The organism is Clostridium sp. BNL1100 (assembly GCF_000244875.1).
Taxonomy (GTDB): domain Bacteria; phylum Bacillota; class Clostridia; order Acetivibrionales; family DSM-1351; genus Ruminiclostridium.
Window position 1 is genome coordinate 1,463,486 of record NC_016791.1, and the last position, 17,106, is coordinate 1,480,591.

Genomic DNA, 17,106 nt, shown 5'->3' on the forward strand with positions numbered 1-17,106 from the left:
TAAAAGGATTGCAGCTTGTAACAATTAAAAGTAGCAAGGGAGGAAAACGGCTGATGAGTCCAGTTATAACGGCGCAAAAACAAAAAGAGAAGACAACCGGCGTAAAAAGAAATAACATACAGGGTCAAGCCGGGAGCCGCAAGCCGGTTGCCGGAAAAGCGGATGCGGTTGAAATAATACATCGACTCAAAAAGGATCCGGATTCGTTAAAACGTGACGATGTAGTAGTACTACAGAGCACAATAGGAAATAAAGCTCTGGGAAAAATGCTAACAGATTTGAAGACAAAGAAGGAGCAAAAGAAGGAAGAACAGGGAAAAGATAAGGTTGGTGCCGTAAAATCCCTGAATGGAACAGCTGAAAAAACAAAGGTTCCTTATATAAAAGTTGAGGAAAAGCCTCAAAAAGCTCCTGAAGTTAGTAAGAATACAGAAAAGCAACATACTAAGAATGATAATGTTGCTACTGATAAGAATAAAATAGTGCAAAGTCAAAAAAAGAATGAAAATAGCCCCGTTTTGGCTAAACCTGAAAAAGGGACTGTTAAAAAACAAGGTGATGAGGCTCGAACCCAAAATATTGAACCCACCATATCCTCAAAGCCAAAACAGAAACCAAAAAAAACTGATATTGAAAACAAAAGTCAAGAGAATTCTTCTCCAAAGAAAAAAGATAAAGTTCAGGAAACAAGCGCACCTGCAAAAAGTGAATCATCTACTTCAAATAAAATAAACTCAGGCTTTGGCGGAACTGTAAAGAGTCAGAATGAAGCACCGACGAAGAAGGCTCCCGTTAAAGCACCTGTAATTAAAATAAATTCAGAGGACCCGGGTAAAATACTAAATTCACTTGGAACTGTTCCTCCAACTGAAATAGTAAATGCTTTCTCACAGGCATCATCAGTGTCTGAGACTGCTTTTGAAAAACAAAAGACAAAAACTCAGGCTAAAATTCCGGTAATACCAACTCCAACAGGAATTCCTGCTAAAAAGGGCCCGGCAAAGGTTGTAACCAAGGTTAAGGAGTTAGCTCATTCTGCAATTTCCTCATTCAAGAGTGAGAAATCAGGCGGTAAAACATCTGAAGGAATGCCGGAGAATATTAAGATTCGTGAAGGCGATGACATTGATGCTGATGAAGTAAGGCAGCAAGCAAAAGAATATGCAAAAAATGCTCCGGAAATAGGAATGACAGGAGAAGCCGACCCTAATCAGATGGAAGGCTTTATGAATGAAGCATCCCAGAATGCCGGAAATGCAAAACAGGCTGAATTAAACCAAACAAAGCAGGATTTTGGAGAAAACGGCATTGCACCTCAGGAAGACCCGACAACAATAAAAGCAGATAAAGCCATAGGAGGAGTACTTCCGCTTGGAATTGATATAAACAAGCAAGCTCCTATATCTCCAGAAGTAGCTTCAAGGGTAAATCCTCAATTGAATGCACAGCTTAAAAGCTTTATGCAGGGTAAAGAAAATGAATTCCAAAAGGGCAAGACCCAGTTTGACTCAGGAGTTTCCAATGCAAAAGCAAACGCAGATGCTCAGATAGAAAACCACAAAGCGGAAGCAAGACATAGTCAGTTAAAGGAGCAGGAAAATGCAAAGGCCGAAGTAGGCGGCTTAAGAGACCAGTGGAAGAATGAGATAAACACTGCAACAGAAGGATATGAAAAAGATGCCGGTGCAGAGACAGAAAAGAAGAAAAAAGAAGTAGGAAAAATAAAGGACGAAAAAGAAGGCGAAGTAAAAAAGACCCTTAAAGATGCTGAAAAGGATGCTGACAAGGAATGCAAAACAGCCAAGAAAGATGCTGATGAAGAGAAAAAGAAGCAAGAAGAAAAACCTAAGAGTCTTGCTGGAAAAATATGGGGAGGAATTAAAAAAGTAGGTAAAGCTATTGTAGACGGTATATCAAAGGCTGTCAGCTTTATATTTGACAAACTCCGTCAGGCGGTAAAAACAATATTTGAAAAAGCAAAACAGCTGGCAGTCGGAATAATAGAAGCAGGCCGCAGGTTGATAGTAAGTGCTATAAAGGGCTTGGGAACTGTCCTTAAAGGACTGGTAAAAACCCTTCTTGCTAAATTCCCGGGAATAGCGAATAGAATATGCAATTTGATAGATAAAGCCTTAAATAAAGCAGTTGCAGCAGTCAACAAAGCAGCAGCGCTTCTGAAAAAGGGAGTAACTGCAGCACTGAACTTTATGGCAAAAGCAGTAGATGGCTTATTTGCCGGTTTACAAAAGTTATACAAGGCAGTCATGGCGGGAATAAAGAAGTTCCTCACCATGGACTTCAAGAAGATATTTGGAGCAATCCTTGAGGCAGCAGAAATAGCTGCAGAAATAGCCCTTGCCTTTGCAACAGGCGGAGGAAGCGTGCTGATTCAGATAGTAAAATGGCTTGCGACTACACTTCCACAACTGCTACGTACAGCAGGTTCGGTAATGAACTTTGTAAATACAATAAAAAGTATAAAACTCAAGGATGTATTAAAGCTACTGTCAGCAGCAGGAATAGCAGGATTCCTTACAAAGGGATTGTTCGGAGAATTAACAGGCCTGCCTAAGGAAAGTAAGGACGAAAAAGGTGAAAAAGAACCTTCATCAGGACGTGCAGAAAAGGGACTGGTCAAAGTCCTTCATACACTATCATCTGTATTCAATGTATTTAAAGGAGTATACAACAAGATTGCAGGTGGAGTAGGAAAGATACTAGGAGTAATTAATATAGCCACAAAACCATGGTTTGCAACCTTCAGTGCAATATATGCCGGGGCAGTAAAAGCAATGGATGTGGTGGGAAATCCTGTAGAGGCCCTCAGCGAAGGCGCCGGGAAACTAAAGGAGTCAGTCGGGAGCTTCTTTGGCAGTGTAAAGGGAAAGCTTAAGGAAATAGCAGGAAGCATTAAGTCAAAGGTAGCAATACTGGGACAGCCTGCACAGTTAATGAAGTTAATAGCCAATAAGGCTGTGGACATGGTACTGAACTTCATTATCTCGCATCCGCCATCAGCACTAATAAAAGCAGTATTCAAAGGAATAGAAGCCATAGCAGGAAAATCCATAGTAGAGCTGGTGAGACAGTACATACCATTTGCAGACAAGTTGTTTGACAAAATTGCGGGGTCAGGCCCGGTACAAAGTCTGATGAAGCCACTGCAAGGACCTATAAACAATGTAAGTGGAATGGTAGACGAGGTAACCGATGGAGCTACCGGAATGGTAAACAATGCCGAGAAGTCAGCCACGTCTACTCTGGGCAGCGGAGCAAAACTTGTGACAGCAATGGGCATAGGTAAAGCGGGTGGCAGCAAAGCAAACAGCAAAGGCGACGCCAAGGGAGAAAGCAAAGGAGGAGGACCAAAAGGCGGAGGCGACTTCCTGGGCATATTGTTATCGGGAATACATACAAAACTCTACGCAATAGGATTAAGAAACATCGCCAAACTTGGCAAAAACCTTGCAAGCAAAGTGGCAGGCGGAGCAAAAGCCATTATAGGGAAGATGCTTACTCCGAAGGTCAAATTCAAGCTTGGGAATGAAAGCCATGAACTGTGGGTGGAAAAAGGCAAGAATAAGAATGTTGTAATGATGGCGAGTACACCAGAAGAAATTCAGAAAAATAGTAAAGTTAGCAGGATTTTAAGTGAAAATAATAGAACTAAGGAAAAAGTAAAAGATTTACAGAGCCAAAATAACCAACAGGTATTGAACGAAGATTCTAAGACTTTAGGGAAAGAACTACAAAAAGCTGCTGAGGTAGTAAGTGGGGCTAAGAGTAAGGCAGATCCTTCTGCTGAAGATATACTAAGTGGGAAAGCAAAAGTACCAACTAAGACTAAAGATTTTGATAAATGGTTTGATGACCTTACTATTGATGAACTAGATAAGCTTTGGGAAGATAGTAAAAGCAAAAAAACTATTAAAGATAAATTACGGGCAGGAAATAATCACGAATGGTACAAAGTTTCTCAAGCAAATAAAGCTAAAAGATGGGGACTTACTATACAGGAAATAAAGTACGGAGCTGTTACAAAAATAAACCAAAAAGAATCTAACGATTTATGGTTTCTTGATATAAAGGTCCCAGATGAAACAAAGGAAAGTAATAATGAATTACGAGATAAAGATATGATAAGCGGTAGGCATGGTGATGGCAAGAAGGGAGAAAAGTCAACTCATACAAGTGAAGAGAATTCGGCTAGTTCTTTAGCACATAAAGAACTAGATGATTTATTTGGTAAATGTGAAACAAAGGAGGAGTACCTGCAGAAATTGAATAAATGGGCAGATGCCCATCTTGCCTTAACCCAAAAAGATAAGGGTATAGACGATACTAGTAACATTATTAAAAAAGGAAGAGCTGTATTGCCAGAAGGTATAAGATTAATAAAAGAGGATGAATAAAAAATTCTAGTAAGCGGTAAAATGTAGATGTAACCAAGTTTTTGAAAAGTTAAACATTTATTAAATTATTTCTAATTGGAGGGTAATATGGGGGAAATAGAGGAAGAATTAAAAGATTTACCAAAGGAATGGGTTGAATTATTGAACTTTATGCCTAGTATTAAAGCACAGTTTATTAGGGATAAAAAGTTAAATAGAGATGAAATGATATCACCATATTTCTTTTCGTATTTTATTGATGATTATAAGAGATGTGAACCTTTTTTTCTTTGCTTTGAAAGTGGAAAGGAGGTATTTGACAATTTTTATGAATTGTATGGGAAAGAAGAACCTATAATAACAGAGGACAAGACTTTGAATCAGGATGAATTATCCCAATTACTTACCAAGCATATATATGGAATGAATTACCTATTAGAGATTGGTGGCGAAGAAACATATGATATCCATGAAATGAAAATTAAGGAACTTAGTGAAGAGGATTTTTTGAATCAATATGACTCAGACGATATTGAAAATGAAGATATCAAAGGATGTTGTTCTCAAGTTATGCGTCTCAATATATTGCCAGATGAAAATATAAATCCGATTGTTGAATTTGAAGAAGCGTTATACGAATTAACGTTAGATTATAACCTTATATTTTATATTTTATGGCCACTTGGAAAAGTTGATGATGTAGAAAATCCATATAAGCCATATGTTGAACTATGGAAAAAGGAAATCAAACCTTACATAATAAACAAAAATCTATTAGTTGCGGTAAGATAGAAACAATATCTTTACATGATTTTATAATCATACGAGGCTTTCAAAGAAATGGTTGATAATTTTTCTGTAAAAAGCTTTTAGTCTGATTAAATTAGAGGTATGAAGGTTTATAGAAGCGTTCATATCTCTTTTGCTTTTATGGTATAAACAAGAATTATATAAATTCGGGGGTGTTTATAGGCAATCTAAGTTCAGGTGAAAATATGCATTAATAACGTATACAAACAAGGGCAGTTATCTATATTGAGGTAGCTGCCTTTCTTTATGCTTTTAAGAGTAATATAATGCAATAATAATAAACCAATATTGGATTACCCGAAAGTGTATTTTTGACAAGCAAGAGCACAAGTACTGTGAAAGATTGTTACAGATAATTGCATATGTAACCTGATAGAGTTGTAAATAAGGCGGTAGCAGCAGTCAACAAAGCAGCAGCGCTTCTGAAAAAGGGAGTAACTGCAGCACTGAACTTTATGGCAAAAGCAGTAGATGGCTTATTTGCCGGTTTACAAAAGTTATACAAGGCAGTCATGGCGGGAATAAAGAAGTTCCTCACCATGGACTTCAAGAAGATATTTGGAGCAATCCTTGAGGCCGCAGAAATAGCTGCAGAAATAGCCCTTGCCTTTGCAACAGGCGGAGGAAGCGTGCTGATTCAGATAGTAAAATGGCTTGCCACTACACTTCTACAACTGCTACGTACAGCAGGTTCGGTAATGAACTTTGTAAATACAATAAAAAGCATAAAACTCAAGGATATATTAAAGCTACTGTCAGCAGCAGGAATAGCAGGCAACATAGGTAGCAATACTGGGACAGCCTGCACAGTTAATGAAGTTAATAGCCAATAAGGCTGTGGACATGGTACTGAACTTCATTATCTCGCATCCGCCATCAGCACTAATAAAAGCAGTATTCAAAGGAATAGAAGCCATAGCAGGAAAATCCATAGTAGAGCTGGTGAGACAGTACATACCATTTGCAGACAAGTTGTTTGACAAAATTGCCGGGTCAGGCCCTGTACAAAGTCTGATGAAGCCACTGCAAGGACCTATCGCAAATCCACCGATTTAAGGCTATAGCACAATAAACAATATTTATTGTGCTATAGCCTTATTTTTTTGGTTGTTAAACAAAAAACTTTTTTTACTTATAAAGTGAGAAGTTATCAATCAAAAAACAAGAAGGAGAACTCCCTCATGGAAGAACTCAAGACCATAATAGAACTCTTGAAAAAGATCAGGGCGAAAAACAGTGTAGTATTTAATTCCTGTCAGGATGAAAAATTAATGCAGGATATTGAATACGGGAATTTATACCAGGAGTACTGGACAGCTGACTTCAGACTCAAAAATGTCATTGGGCTCCTTGAAGCGGTAGAGAAGGAATTAATTAATGACAAGAGGGCAGATAAAAAATAATTTTCAATAATAGTTGTAAATTACATGGTAAATTTTCCGTATATAGTGAACGGATTAAATCCAAAGCAAAGTAAAGCATATCTTTGATGAAAGGCCAAAAAATGATAAGTTCAGAAAACAATGCAAAAGGCATCCCCGGAAATCAGGGAGATATGGAAAGTATACAGAAATCAATCGCATATGTTTCAAGTCGAGAATACCTGTCGGATGAATTAAGGCGTCTGGATTTAGTATTCAGACGATATATCCGGGATGATACAGAAGAGGGCAGTACAACATCATATGCAGGTGTGGTTTTGTCAAAAGAGGAAATATGTGATCTTTTGGAAGAAGGAAATACATTTGGACAGGAAACCTTGATAGAGGACAAGATTAGCGAACTGGACGATCAAATTACCAAAAGGCTTGAAGCAACCAGAGCATGCGGAAGACACATTTCACTACCGTACATATCAAAATTACTCAACCTGAGTCTGTTTGAAGAAAAATGTCTTGTTGCCTGCATAGCCCCTGAGATAGATCCAAAATATGAAAAGGTATACGGGTATTTTGAAAATGATACTTCAATAAAAACTCCAAGCATTAACCTATTGATGAAGATATTTATATCATCAGAGGATGAAAGAATTGAAGCTAGAAAAGTCTTCAGTCTACAAGCACCTTTGGTCAGGCTTTTGCTTGAAAGCGGAAATGATTTATCAGATAGCTGTATCCCTTTGATATCACGTCATCTGAAGTTGGATGATTGGGTTGTCAATTATTTACTGGATATAAATATACTTGATTCACGGTTAATACATGTGGCTGAACTGATTCAAACACGGCAAACAGAAAACATCAGCATTAATACTGAAAACGTCAGAATGCTGCGTTTTATCGACTATTACAGGAATGGAAGGACAAGAAGAAACCAAATACTTTACTTCTATGGCCCTGACGGAGCCGGCAAAAAAGAGTACGTACTATCAGTATGTGAGCGTCTGGGGTTACCTCTTATTGTAGCGGATTTAGAAAAGATATTAAGCTCTGATTTACCTTTTGATGAAATTCTCCGTCTATTGGGAAGGCAGATTAGAATAAGCGATGGTATTCTCTGCCTTGAAAACTTTCAGCTATTGGTTTCAGAAGAAAGAAGCCAGCAGATAAGAATCAACAGAATCCTACAAATGCTCCATGAGTTTTCTGAAACAACATTCATTCTCGGAAGAACTCAGTGGCATTTAACAAATACTGACAGCAGGTTTGCCTATGTTGCAGTGGAATACCCGTATCCTTCCGCAACAGAAAGAAAAAAATACTGGCAGGAACTTAGTAGAAAATATCAGTTGGATGCAAATTTAAACCTCAATAATTTTTCTGAAGTTTTCCGTTTTACACCGGGTCAGATTGAAAATGTTCTTAGATTAGGTGAAAACTATTCAGTATGGAATGGAGCCAGCGATGGAAGGATTGAGACAAATGACCTTACAAATGCCTGCTATACTCAATCAAACAGAAAACTTGGTGAATTAGCAAAAAAGATAGATACACTTTACACAATGGATATGCTTGTTTTGCCCGAAGATCAAATGTTGCAAATGAAAGAAATATGCAGGCAGGTAAAATACCGTTCGATCGTTTACGAAAAATGGGGATTTGAAAAGCGTCTCGCACTAGGAAAAGGATTGAATATTATGTTCTCAGGTCCCCCGGGCAGTGGGAAAACAATGGCTGCAGAGGTAATAGCAAATGAAATAGGCCTTGAAATATACAAGATTGACGTCTCAAGAGTTGTAAGCAAGTATATCGGAGAAACGGAAAAAAATCTTGGAGAAATATTTCATGAGGCCGAGACCTCAAATGTCATACTGTTTTTCGACGAAGCCGATGCTCTGTTCGGAAAACGTTCCGAAGTCAAAGATTCTCATGACCGATATGCAAATGTTGAAATAGGCTATCTGCTTCAAAGAATGGAAGAATACAAAGGAATAGTTATTCTGGCAACAAACTTGAATCAGAACATTGATGAAGCTTTCTTGAGAAGATTGCACTTCAACATAGCATTCCCATTTCCTGATAAGGAGCAACGTAAGCTTATATGGTTGAGTATATTTCCGTCCGGGGCTCCGGTAGAGGACAAGCTGGATTACGATTTTCTGGCAGAGAAATTTGTTATGGCAGGGGGAAATATCAAAAATATAGCATTAAATGCAGCTTTTTATGCTGCCCATGCAGGGTGCCCCATAGGGATAAAGCAAATAATGCAGGCGGCAAAAAGAGAATACAAAAAAATGGGTAAAACCTTTTTGAAATCAGATTTTGACCCATATTATCAACTGATTGAGGTGGTGAAATAAATGGCTGTGGAAACCCGTACAGTAATCAGAGATGTCAGTGCAAGCCTAAAGGCTTTGATTAAAGCAAATGTTCCAGAATTAAATGATGACAGTTACATAACATTCGGTTCACCAAGCGATGTAGACTCAGCAAACATGACTCTTTCATTATGCTTGTATTACCTTACCGAAAGCCATAGCATGAGAAACAGTGAGAGAGAACGTATACCAGGGACAAACCAGTTATTTGACCCTCCCTCCTATCTTGACCTGTATTATCTTATGACCCCATATGCAAAGGACAGGGATACAGAACTTTTGATTTTGGGAAAACTATTTCAACTGTTTCATGAACATGCTGTGCTCAGTGGAGATGATCTTAAAGGAAACCTGGTCGTATGCGGAAACGAACAAATAAGGATATCCTACAATAATTTATCACTGCAAGATATCAAACAGTTATGGGAGGTATTCCCGGGAAAACCGGCAAAATTAAGCCTGTCTTATCTGGTATCTGCGGTAAGAATGCCGGCTGAAAAGATTATTACATTCCCATTAATTACAGAGCAACCAACACCAAAATATTATGATTTAAAAACCCATACCGAATTATCTAAAAAGAATACATGATGATTCAACCAGAGATTATACAAATTAACGAATATGATTTCGCATATTTAAAAATATAGCGAGGGCATATAGGTCTATTCAACAGAAGGACCATAAAAACAGTTATAACAAGGAGGACTTGAAATGCCAAATTATTTATCACCAGGAGTTTATGTAGAAGAAGTTTCCAGCGGAGTGAAGCCGATAGAAGGCGTAGGTACAGCGGTGGGTGCTTTTATCGGAATTGCTGAGAAAGGTGTCATTGGTAAAGCTATTCTGGTTACTAATTGGAGCCAGTATGTCAGTGAGTTTGGAGGATTTATCCCCAATGCATACCTTGCTTATGCCGTGTACAATTTCTTTGCGGAAGGAGGAACATCCTGCTATGTTGTAAGAGCCGCATCAGAAGATGCAAAGAAGTCTTTTAGTATTGTAAAGGATGACCAGGGAGCAAACTTATTCGAAATCAGTGCCCGTTCTGAAGGAAACTGGGGTAACAGAATTTCCTTTCAAATAAGCAGTTCAACAAACGGACAGATTAACGGCTTTAAACTTAATATCAAGTATACTGAGCAGAGTTCATTCAGCGATGAGTATGTAGGAGAAGATGTTGTAGGCGAACTTGTTGAAACATTTGACAATTTACTTATAACCAACTTTGAAGAGAAAATCAATGAGGTATCATCATTTATCACCGTAACACCATTGGTGGATCTTAAAAAAGTTGATAACATGGACAAGGTTCCAATGTTTACAGAAGGGGATGAATTCACCGAATTGGGAAATGGCGTTGATGGAATATCATACGTAGAGTACATTGACAGTCAAAACCAAAAGTTGGGAATCAATGCATTTACACCTATAGACGAAATTAATATACTTGCAGCTCCTGACGTTGCAGATATGGAGGCTAACAGAAGCATTATTCTTGCAATGCTAAATTACTGCAAGAACAGAAAAGACTGCTTCTTCGTTATTGATCCTCCACACGGCTTGACACCTCAGGAAGTAAAGGACTTCAAAGAGGGTGCAGGAGACTATGCAGGTAACTCATTTAACTCTTCTTATGGAGCATTGTATTATCCATGGGTATTTATCAACGACCCGCTTACAGGCAAGAAAAAACTTATTCCACCTTCAGGTTCAGTTGTAGGTACATATGCATATGTTGATTCAGCAAGAGGAGTACACAAAGCTCCTGCCGGAACTACCGACGGATACCTTGACACAGTAGTAGGTGTTGAAAAGATAGTAACTAAAGGTGAACAGGAACTTCTCAATCCTATAGGTATAAACGTAATCCGTTCTTTACCTGAGGGAATTTGTATCTGGGGTGCCAGAACTCTCTCATCTGATTCAGAATGGCGCTATATAAATATCAGACGTTTGATGATGTATATCGAAGAATCAGTTGACAAGGCAAGCCAATGGGTAGTTTTTGAACCAAATGAGCCAACTCTCTGGGGCAAGGTAAAGAGGAACATATCAGCTTTCCTGACAAGAGTGTGGCGAGACGGAGCACTCTATGGTTCCACCCAGGAAGAAGCCTTCTTCGTTAAAGTAGACGAGGAAAACAATCCTCCGGCATCAAGAGATGCAGGTCAATTGGTAATAGAAGTCGGTGTAGCTCCTGTTAAACCGGCAGAATTTGTAATAATTAAAGTCAGCCAAAAGACGCTGTCAAAATAACATCCAGAGAGGAGATTAACCAATGGCAACAGGAAAGAGAAATGATCCATACAGAAATTTTAGATTCAGAGTAGTAATTGACGGTATTCAGATAGCAGCGTTTTCTGATGCAACAATTCCTGATATATCTACAGAAGCAGTAGAATACAGAGAGGGAACAGATGCACCTCATTCAAGAAAACTTTCAGGTCTTACAAAGTTCGGTAATGTAACCTTAAAGAGAGGTCTTACAGATACTATGGACCTGTACAACTGGCGTAAAGCAGTTGTACAAAAAGGTGCACTTAACAACAGAAGAAGCTTATCAATAATATTGGTAGATGAAGAAGGCAATGACAAAGCTCAATGGGATATCATTGAAGCATGGCCAATTAAATATGATGTTAGTGCATTAAGTGCAAAGGGAAATGAAGTTAGTATTGAAAACATTGAACTGGCACATGAAGGCGTATCAAGAGTTAAGTAAGCTTAATCATTAGTCGGATTATTATTGAATTGATAACATACTGCAAAATTAAATATTAGTATAAACGGTCAAATTTCAATAACTATCCTTTTATTGTGTATTTTGAGGAACAAAATGATGGTGAAGGTCGCTTCAACCCGGTTTTCAGGGTTGAAGCCGTACCTTACATCAGTTAAAGGTAATAATCAAAAGAGAGGAATGTAGAATGGATATTTTACAAACAGAATTTAATTTTACACTGCCCAAAGGTTACGTTGACGATACAGGAACGGTACATAAGCAGGGAAACATGAGACTTGCTACTGCCGCAGATGAAATAATGCCCCTTCGTGATGCCCGTGTACAGCAGAACCCGGCCTATTTATCAGTAATTCTGCTTTCACGTGTAGTAACAAATTTAGGTACGCTTAAAATGATAACTCCCAGAGTTATAGAGGAGTTGTATACTTCCGACTTTTCCTATTTGCAGGAATTATACAACAGAATCAACCAGAATGGCTCTAATACTATAAAAACTAAATGTCCCAAATGTGATCACGCTTTTGAGGTTGAGGCTGAGATTCTGGGGGAATAACCGGCTACCCTCTCGACCGCCTCTACGAGGAGGTAGCCTTTTTGTCCTACTACCTGCACTGGGATTACAAAACTGTGCTGGGTTTGGAGCATTTTGAGAGAGAACGCTGGTGCAGGGAAGTTAGTGAAATAAACAAGAAGCTCAACGGAGATGAGGGCAAGAAAGATTTCTTTGAGGTTTAGGAGGATACCATGGCAAATATAGTAAATTTGGTAGAAAGAAGAAACTGGGTTCCCGGATACAGAAAAGATCCATACCTTACATTTAACTTTGTAGTAGAGATAGATGGTATTGCAGTTGCAGGATTTACTGATGTTTCAGGGTTGAGTATTGAAACTCAGGTGGAGCGTAAAACCTTCGGAGGAGAAAACCACAAAGAGTACACATTCTTAACTCAGACTAAATACAGTGATATAACTTTGAAACACGGAATTACGAATGACGACTATTTATGGAACTGGTATCGGAGAGTAATTAATGGCAGGATAACCAGAAAAAACGGTTCAATTTGCTTGCTGGACCATTCGGGTAATCCGAAATTGTGGTGGGACTTTCTGGAGGCATGTCCTATTAAGTGGGAGGGTCCGGCATTTAGTGCCACAAGCAGTTCTATAGCTGCAGAAACACTGGTATTGACTCATAATGGAATAAACATGCATAAATAGAAAATACAGGGTTGGGACGTAAGTATATGATTAAAACAAATAAGTTAAACAAATTTAATACGTCCTTTGCACAAAATATACTGAGCAAATACGGTATCGGAAGGTGGAAAGGTCAATTTACCAGACTGATTTTCAGAAACAGCTCCGATATGGTTTTAGAATCCGGTGAAGGAAAAGAGCCCTTTAATTATACTGAAATAAAAAGGTACAACACTTTACTAAAAGTTTATAAATATATAAACAATAATTCAACAAAAATAACACTACCAGGCACAACACGGACTGTCAGTTTTAAACCTTCATATAATAAATACGACAATATCATAAGTATTACAGCGCCAACGGAAATTAAGCTATATTCTAAAACCGAACCGACAAAACTCATTCAGAAAGTTCTATTGAATACCAATAATCAGGAACAAAAATACTTTTTTCATAGGCTCACTGAAAAAACAGGATCAGAACCATTAGACGATTTTACAGATGTAAAAACAGGAACTGCCAGCTATAACAAATATTTTTACCATATTACAGATATTCAAAACAAAGAAAACGTTATCAATAATAAAACAACCGATACAAAGCTGATTGATACTGAAAGGGTAGTTATAAAAGAACCACGTGAGAATACAACAAATCAAAATATTCTTGAGAAAGAAATAATATATAAGAAGGATTACGAGAAACAAACAGTAGTACAGGAAGTGGATCAAAAGCCAGTAGTATCCGGCAACAAATATGTCGGGCAGAATAAACTAAACACATTGATTTACAATCTGTTTCCGGCAACAAAATCTTTGACAGACAGGTTCTCTGGAACCATTGAAGACAGAACTATAAGCCAAACTACTATAATAAATAAGCTTATCACAAAGGAAAAGTACCAACATCCGGAACCAGGGGAATTGAATTCAGAGAGGTTTAATGTAAAGAATGATATTCCCACACAGAATATAATTCACAGTACACAAAAACAACAAATCAATCGTAATATCCTTCGTGAGCATGAAATAATAGAAACAGACTTAGATGAGTACGAGAAATTTGTTCATTTTTTACCTCAAAAGAATGATAAAATTACTGATTTGGTTTTTTACAGGCCTCAGTTAAAGGAGAAAGATAAAAAAGAACAGGAAATAAAAGAAATTTTGCCAATGGATGTTATGCATGCAGAAAAAAATGTTTACGCTAAAGCAACCTCCCCGTCAAAGCCGGATAAAAAACTGCAAACCATAGGAAATGAGGAAGTAAAAGTACTTGCAGACAAAGTTTTTCAAATACTTGAGAAGAGGTTGACAATACAAAAAGATAGGAGGGGTCTTAGGTAATGGCAGAAAAAGCACAAATAATCCCGCTGGATTTACCCGGCGCCGAACCAATATCAGTAATGTTTAACCCAAACGAATACACCGTATCCTTCGAAGGAAAATACACGGGAGAAAATGATAAAAAGCAGTTTCAGATAGCAGAAACACCTGAATTTAAAATCTCATTGTTTTATGACACCTATGAAAAGCGAAGAGACGTAAGGCGTGAAACAATGAAAATAACAGATCTCCTTGACCCGAAAGTAGCCGGAAAAAGTACAAAAAAGCCACCAACATGTTTGTTTGTTTGGGGCGGTTACTCATATCGAGGGGTTATCAGCAAGATAGAACAAAAATATACAATGTTTCTGGAAAACGGAACTCCTGTAAGGTCATTGCTGGATATAACACTCATATCAGACGAACCCCAAAAGAAGGTTGAACTTGCTCAGGGCAAGGAAGCCTGCAGAAAGCTGTGGATAGTCAAGAGCGGAGACAGACTGGATATAATCGCGAATGAAGCACTCAAAGATCCTTTAAAGTGGCGTACAATTGCTGCTGCAAACGGAATAGTCAATCCAATCGGTTTCCCAGGAAAAAATGATTTCGGAAGGACTCTGGTTATACCGGATTAAGAGGTGGAACTATGGGTACTACAAAAGTTGCAAATTATAAAATTAAGCTCAATGGATCGGATTTAGCTGCTGACTTATTTAACGCTATAGAAACTGTGACAATTGAGGATGAAATAAACCTGCCGGCTCTGTTCAGAATACAAATGAATATGGTGGACAGTGGTAACGGTAAATGGCGGGGGATTGATTTAAAAACCTTCAAACCCGGAGATAAGTTATCAATTTTGATGGGACTTGACAAGCCTGAATTAATGATAAGTGGAGAAATAACCTCTTTGGAACTGTTAGTTGCCGATCACAGCTTGGTTGAAATAAGAGGCTACGACATGCTTCACAGGTTACGTATGGGAACAAGAAACAAGGTTTTTACCAAGAAAAAGGACAGTGATATAGCCAGTGAAATTGCTCGGGAACATGGACTCACTCCTCAGGTAGACGATACAAAAACTATTTATCCGTATGTTTTTCAGAACAATATCAGCAATTATGATTTCCTGATGAAAAGAGCTGCATATCTGGATTATGAGCTTTATGCCGAGGACAAAAAATTATACTTTGTTAAGTCCCGGGCTCCTAAAGCCCCTGAACTTCCTGATTTTAATTACAAAAGGGATTATGAGGAACTGAATCTTGAACTCAGAGCATTAACAAAGGGAAGTGAAGTCAAAGTAAGAGGTTGGAACGTTAAGGAAAAGAAAGAAATAGAAGCCCTGGCGAAAAAAGGGGACGAAACGACAAAAATGGGTGGAAAAGAATCGGGCTATGAAATTACTGAAAAAAGTATTGAAAAAGCTCCGGTGTCCTTCTGGGTAGAAAACCTCATTGATGTCAGTGAAGGTAAAGCGGCAGCTGCGGCAGCGTATAACAGCCTTCTTCGAGAATTTATAACCGGCGAGGGAAAATGCTATGGTAATCCTCTGGTCAGGGCCGGGAAATCCGTAAAAATTTTGGGGATAGATGAGCGCTTCACAGGAGTCTACTATATTATTTCAACTATCCATAACATAGATAAACAGGGCTATATGACTAAATTTAAGGTAAAGAGGACCGGAATATGAGTGAAGGTATCAGCATTTCAAATTTTACTGAATATGTTCAAAAAGATGAAAAGGTTTTAGGTGTAATGATTGGGGTTGTCATAAAGAATGACTCCGCAAATGATTCCGAAAAGCCGGGGCCGGGACTTGTAAAGGTACAGATTCCATTGCTTGGAATGAAAGAGTCAAATTGGGCCAGAATTGCATCCTTTATGGCCGGAAAAGAGAGAGGGGCTTTTTTCCTTCCAGAAGTAGGTGACGAGGTACTTGTTGCATTTGAAAACGGAGACGTCAACAAGCCCTTTATTATTGGAGCTTTATGGAATGGAAAAGACACACCTCCTGAAAAAAACAGTGATGGAAAAAATAATATCAGAGTTATAAAGTCTCGCAGCGGACATATATTCGAGTTTTCTGATAAAAGCGGCGAAGAAAGAATTTTATTGAAATCATCAAAAGGCCATATAGTACAAATTGATGATAAAAGTGGAGCTGAGAGTATACAAATTATAGATAAATCAGGTAGTAATAAACTGACTATCAGTACAAAAGACAATAAAATAACTATAAATTCAGGTAAAGATATTGAATTTTCAGCACCTAACGGAAAACTTTCAATAAATGCAAAAGATGTAGAAATTAAATCCTCGGCAGCTACAAAAATAGAAGCTTCAGCCGCAATGGACATAAAGGCATCCTCTAATATGACAATTAAAGGAGCCACTGTTAACATAAACTGATTAAAAGTTCTAATCTTTTATTATTATACAAAAGGAGAGAATGTGTATGGGACAACCAGCGGCAAAGCAAGGTGATCGCATAATAGCAACGGATACGCATATAGAATTGGTTCCGGTAGGATCAAGCACAGTGCCGACACCGATACCGAATCCCTTTACCGGCATTATAGACGGGAGCCTTAGCAGTAATGTGAATATTATGGGGAAGCCGGCTGCAACAGTAGATTCAACAGCTACAAATACACCATCTCATTCCCCGAAATCGGGGCCTTTCCAAAAAGCACCAAAAAATAAGGGCAAAATCTCAGTGGGTAGTGCCACTGTTAAAATAAATGGAAAAATGGCAGCCAGAAACGGAGATACGGCTATTACATGCAATGATCCTGCGGACCTTCCGGTGGGGAAGGTAGTAGCTGCAGGTACTGTAATTATCGGAGGCTGAATTAAAAAATACTTTTTAGCCTG

General features: G+C 38.3%; 17 protein-coding genes. All 17 read left to right on the forward strand.

What is annotated here, in order from left to right:
• Positions 1–53 precede the first annotated feature (53 nt).
• Positions 54–4,412, forward strand: coding sequence for a hypothetical protein (locus CLO1100_RS06160; RefSeq protein WP_014312891.1), 4,359 nt, complete (start codon positions 54–56; stop codon positions 4,410–4,412).
• A gap of 87 nt (positions 4,413–4,499) precedes the next feature.
• Complete coding sequence (locus CLO1100_RS06165; RefSeq protein ID WP_014312892.1) at positions 4,500–5,183, forward strand: hypothetical protein; 684 nt, start codon at positions 4,500–4,502, stop codon at positions 5,181–5,183.
• A gap of 473 nt (positions 5,184–5,656) precedes the next feature.
• Positions 5,657–6,034 carry a hypothetical protein gene (locus CLO1100_RS06170; RefSeq protein WP_014312893.1) on the forward strand — a complete coding sequence of 126 codons (378 nt, stop codon included), beginning with the start codon at positions 5,657–5,659 and terminating at the stop codon, positions 6,032–6,034.
• Positions 6,015–6,257, forward strand: a complete 243-nt coding sequence (locus CLO1100_RS06175; RefSeq protein ID WP_014312894.1) for a hypothetical protein — start codon at positions 6,015–6,017, stop codon at positions 6,255–6,257. The genes CLO1100_RS06170 and CLO1100_RS06175 overlap by 20 nt, the downstream gene beginning before the upstream one ends.
• 125 nt (positions 6,258–6,382) lie before the next feature.
• Entirely contained in the window at positions 6,383–6,604 is a 222-nt protein-coding gene (locus CLO1100_RS06180) for a hypothetical protein (RefSeq protein WP_014312895.1), read from the forward strand.
• 101 nt (positions 6,605–6,705) lie between these two features.
• Positions 6,706–8,940: an ATP-binding protein gene (locus CLO1100_RS06185; RefSeq protein ID WP_014312896.1), complete on the forward strand. Its 2,235-nt coding sequence runs from the start codon at positions 6,706–6,708 to the stop codon at positions 8,938–8,940.
• Positions 8,941–9,549, forward strand: a complete 609-nt coding sequence (locus CLO1100_RS06190; protein WP_014312897.1) for a DUF4255 domain-containing protein — start codon at positions 8,941–8,943, stop codon at positions 9,547–9,549.
• Between the two features lie 123 nt (positions 9,550–9,672).
• Entirely contained in the window at positions 9,673–11,217 is a 1,545-nt protein-coding gene (locus CLO1100_RS06195) for a phage tail sheath C-terminal domain-containing protein (RefSeq protein ID WP_014312898.1), read from the forward strand.
• A 22-nt stretch (positions 11,218–11,239) separates the two neighbouring features.
• Positions 11,240–11,683: a phage tail protein gene (locus tag CLO1100_RS06200; RefSeq protein WP_014312899.1), complete on the forward strand. Its 444-nt coding sequence runs from the start codon at positions 11,240–11,242 to the stop codon at positions 11,681–11,683.
• 205 nt (positions 11,684–11,888) lie between these two features.
• Positions 11,889–12,257 (forward strand): phage tail assembly protein, encoded by a 369-nt coding sequence (locus tag CLO1100_RS06205; RefSeq protein WP_014312900.1) that lies wholly within the window; start codon positions 11,889–11,891, stop codon positions 12,255–12,257.
• Positions 12,254–12,439: a DUF6760 family protein gene (locus CLO1100_RS20685; protein WP_014312901.1), complete on the forward strand. Its 186-nt coding sequence runs from the start codon at positions 12,254–12,256 to the stop codon at positions 12,437–12,439. The genes CLO1100_RS06205 and CLO1100_RS20685 overlap by 4 nt, the downstream gene beginning before the upstream one ends.
• 9 nt (positions 12,440–12,448) lie before the next feature.
• The gene (locus tag CLO1100_RS06210) at positions 12,449–12,922 is read left to right on the forward strand and encodes a phage tail protein (protein ID WP_014312902.1); all 474 of its coding nucleotides are present in this window, start codon (positions 12,449–12,451) and stop codon (positions 12,920–12,922) included.
• Positions 12,923–12,948: 26 nt separating this feature from the next.
• Positions 12,949–14,250: a hypothetical protein gene (locus CLO1100_RS06215; RefSeq protein ID WP_014312903.1), complete on the forward strand. Its 1,302-nt coding sequence runs from the start codon at positions 12,949–12,951 to the stop codon at positions 14,248–14,250.
• Positions 14,250–14,864 carry a hypothetical protein gene (locus CLO1100_RS06220; protein WP_014312904.1) on the forward strand — a complete coding sequence of 205 codons (615 nt, stop codon included), beginning with the start codon at positions 14,250–14,252 and terminating at the stop codon, positions 14,862–14,864. Before CLO1100_RS06215 ends, CLO1100_RS06220 begins: the two co-directional genes overlap by 1 nt.
• Before the next feature lie 11 nt (positions 14,865–14,875).
• Positions 14,876–15,922: a contractile injection system protein, VgrG/Pvc8 family gene (locus CLO1100_RS06225; RefSeq protein WP_014312905.1), complete on the forward strand. Its 1,047-nt coding sequence runs from the start codon at positions 14,876–14,878 to the stop codon at positions 15,920–15,922.
• On the forward strand, positions 15,919–16,641 hold the full coding sequence (locus tag CLO1100_RS06230; protein ID WP_014312906.1) for a phage baseplate assembly protein V: 723 nt from the start codon (positions 15,919–15,921) through the stop codon (positions 16,639–16,641). Before CLO1100_RS06225 ends, CLO1100_RS06230 begins: the two co-directional genes overlap by 4 nt.
• A 46-nt stretch (positions 16,642–16,687) precedes the next feature.
• Positions 16,688–17,083 (forward strand): PAAR domain-containing protein, encoded by a 396-nt coding sequence (locus CLO1100_RS06235; protein WP_014312907.1) that lies wholly within the window; start codon positions 16,688–16,690, stop codon positions 17,081–17,083.
• Positions 17,084–17,106 lie beyond the last annotated feature (23 nt).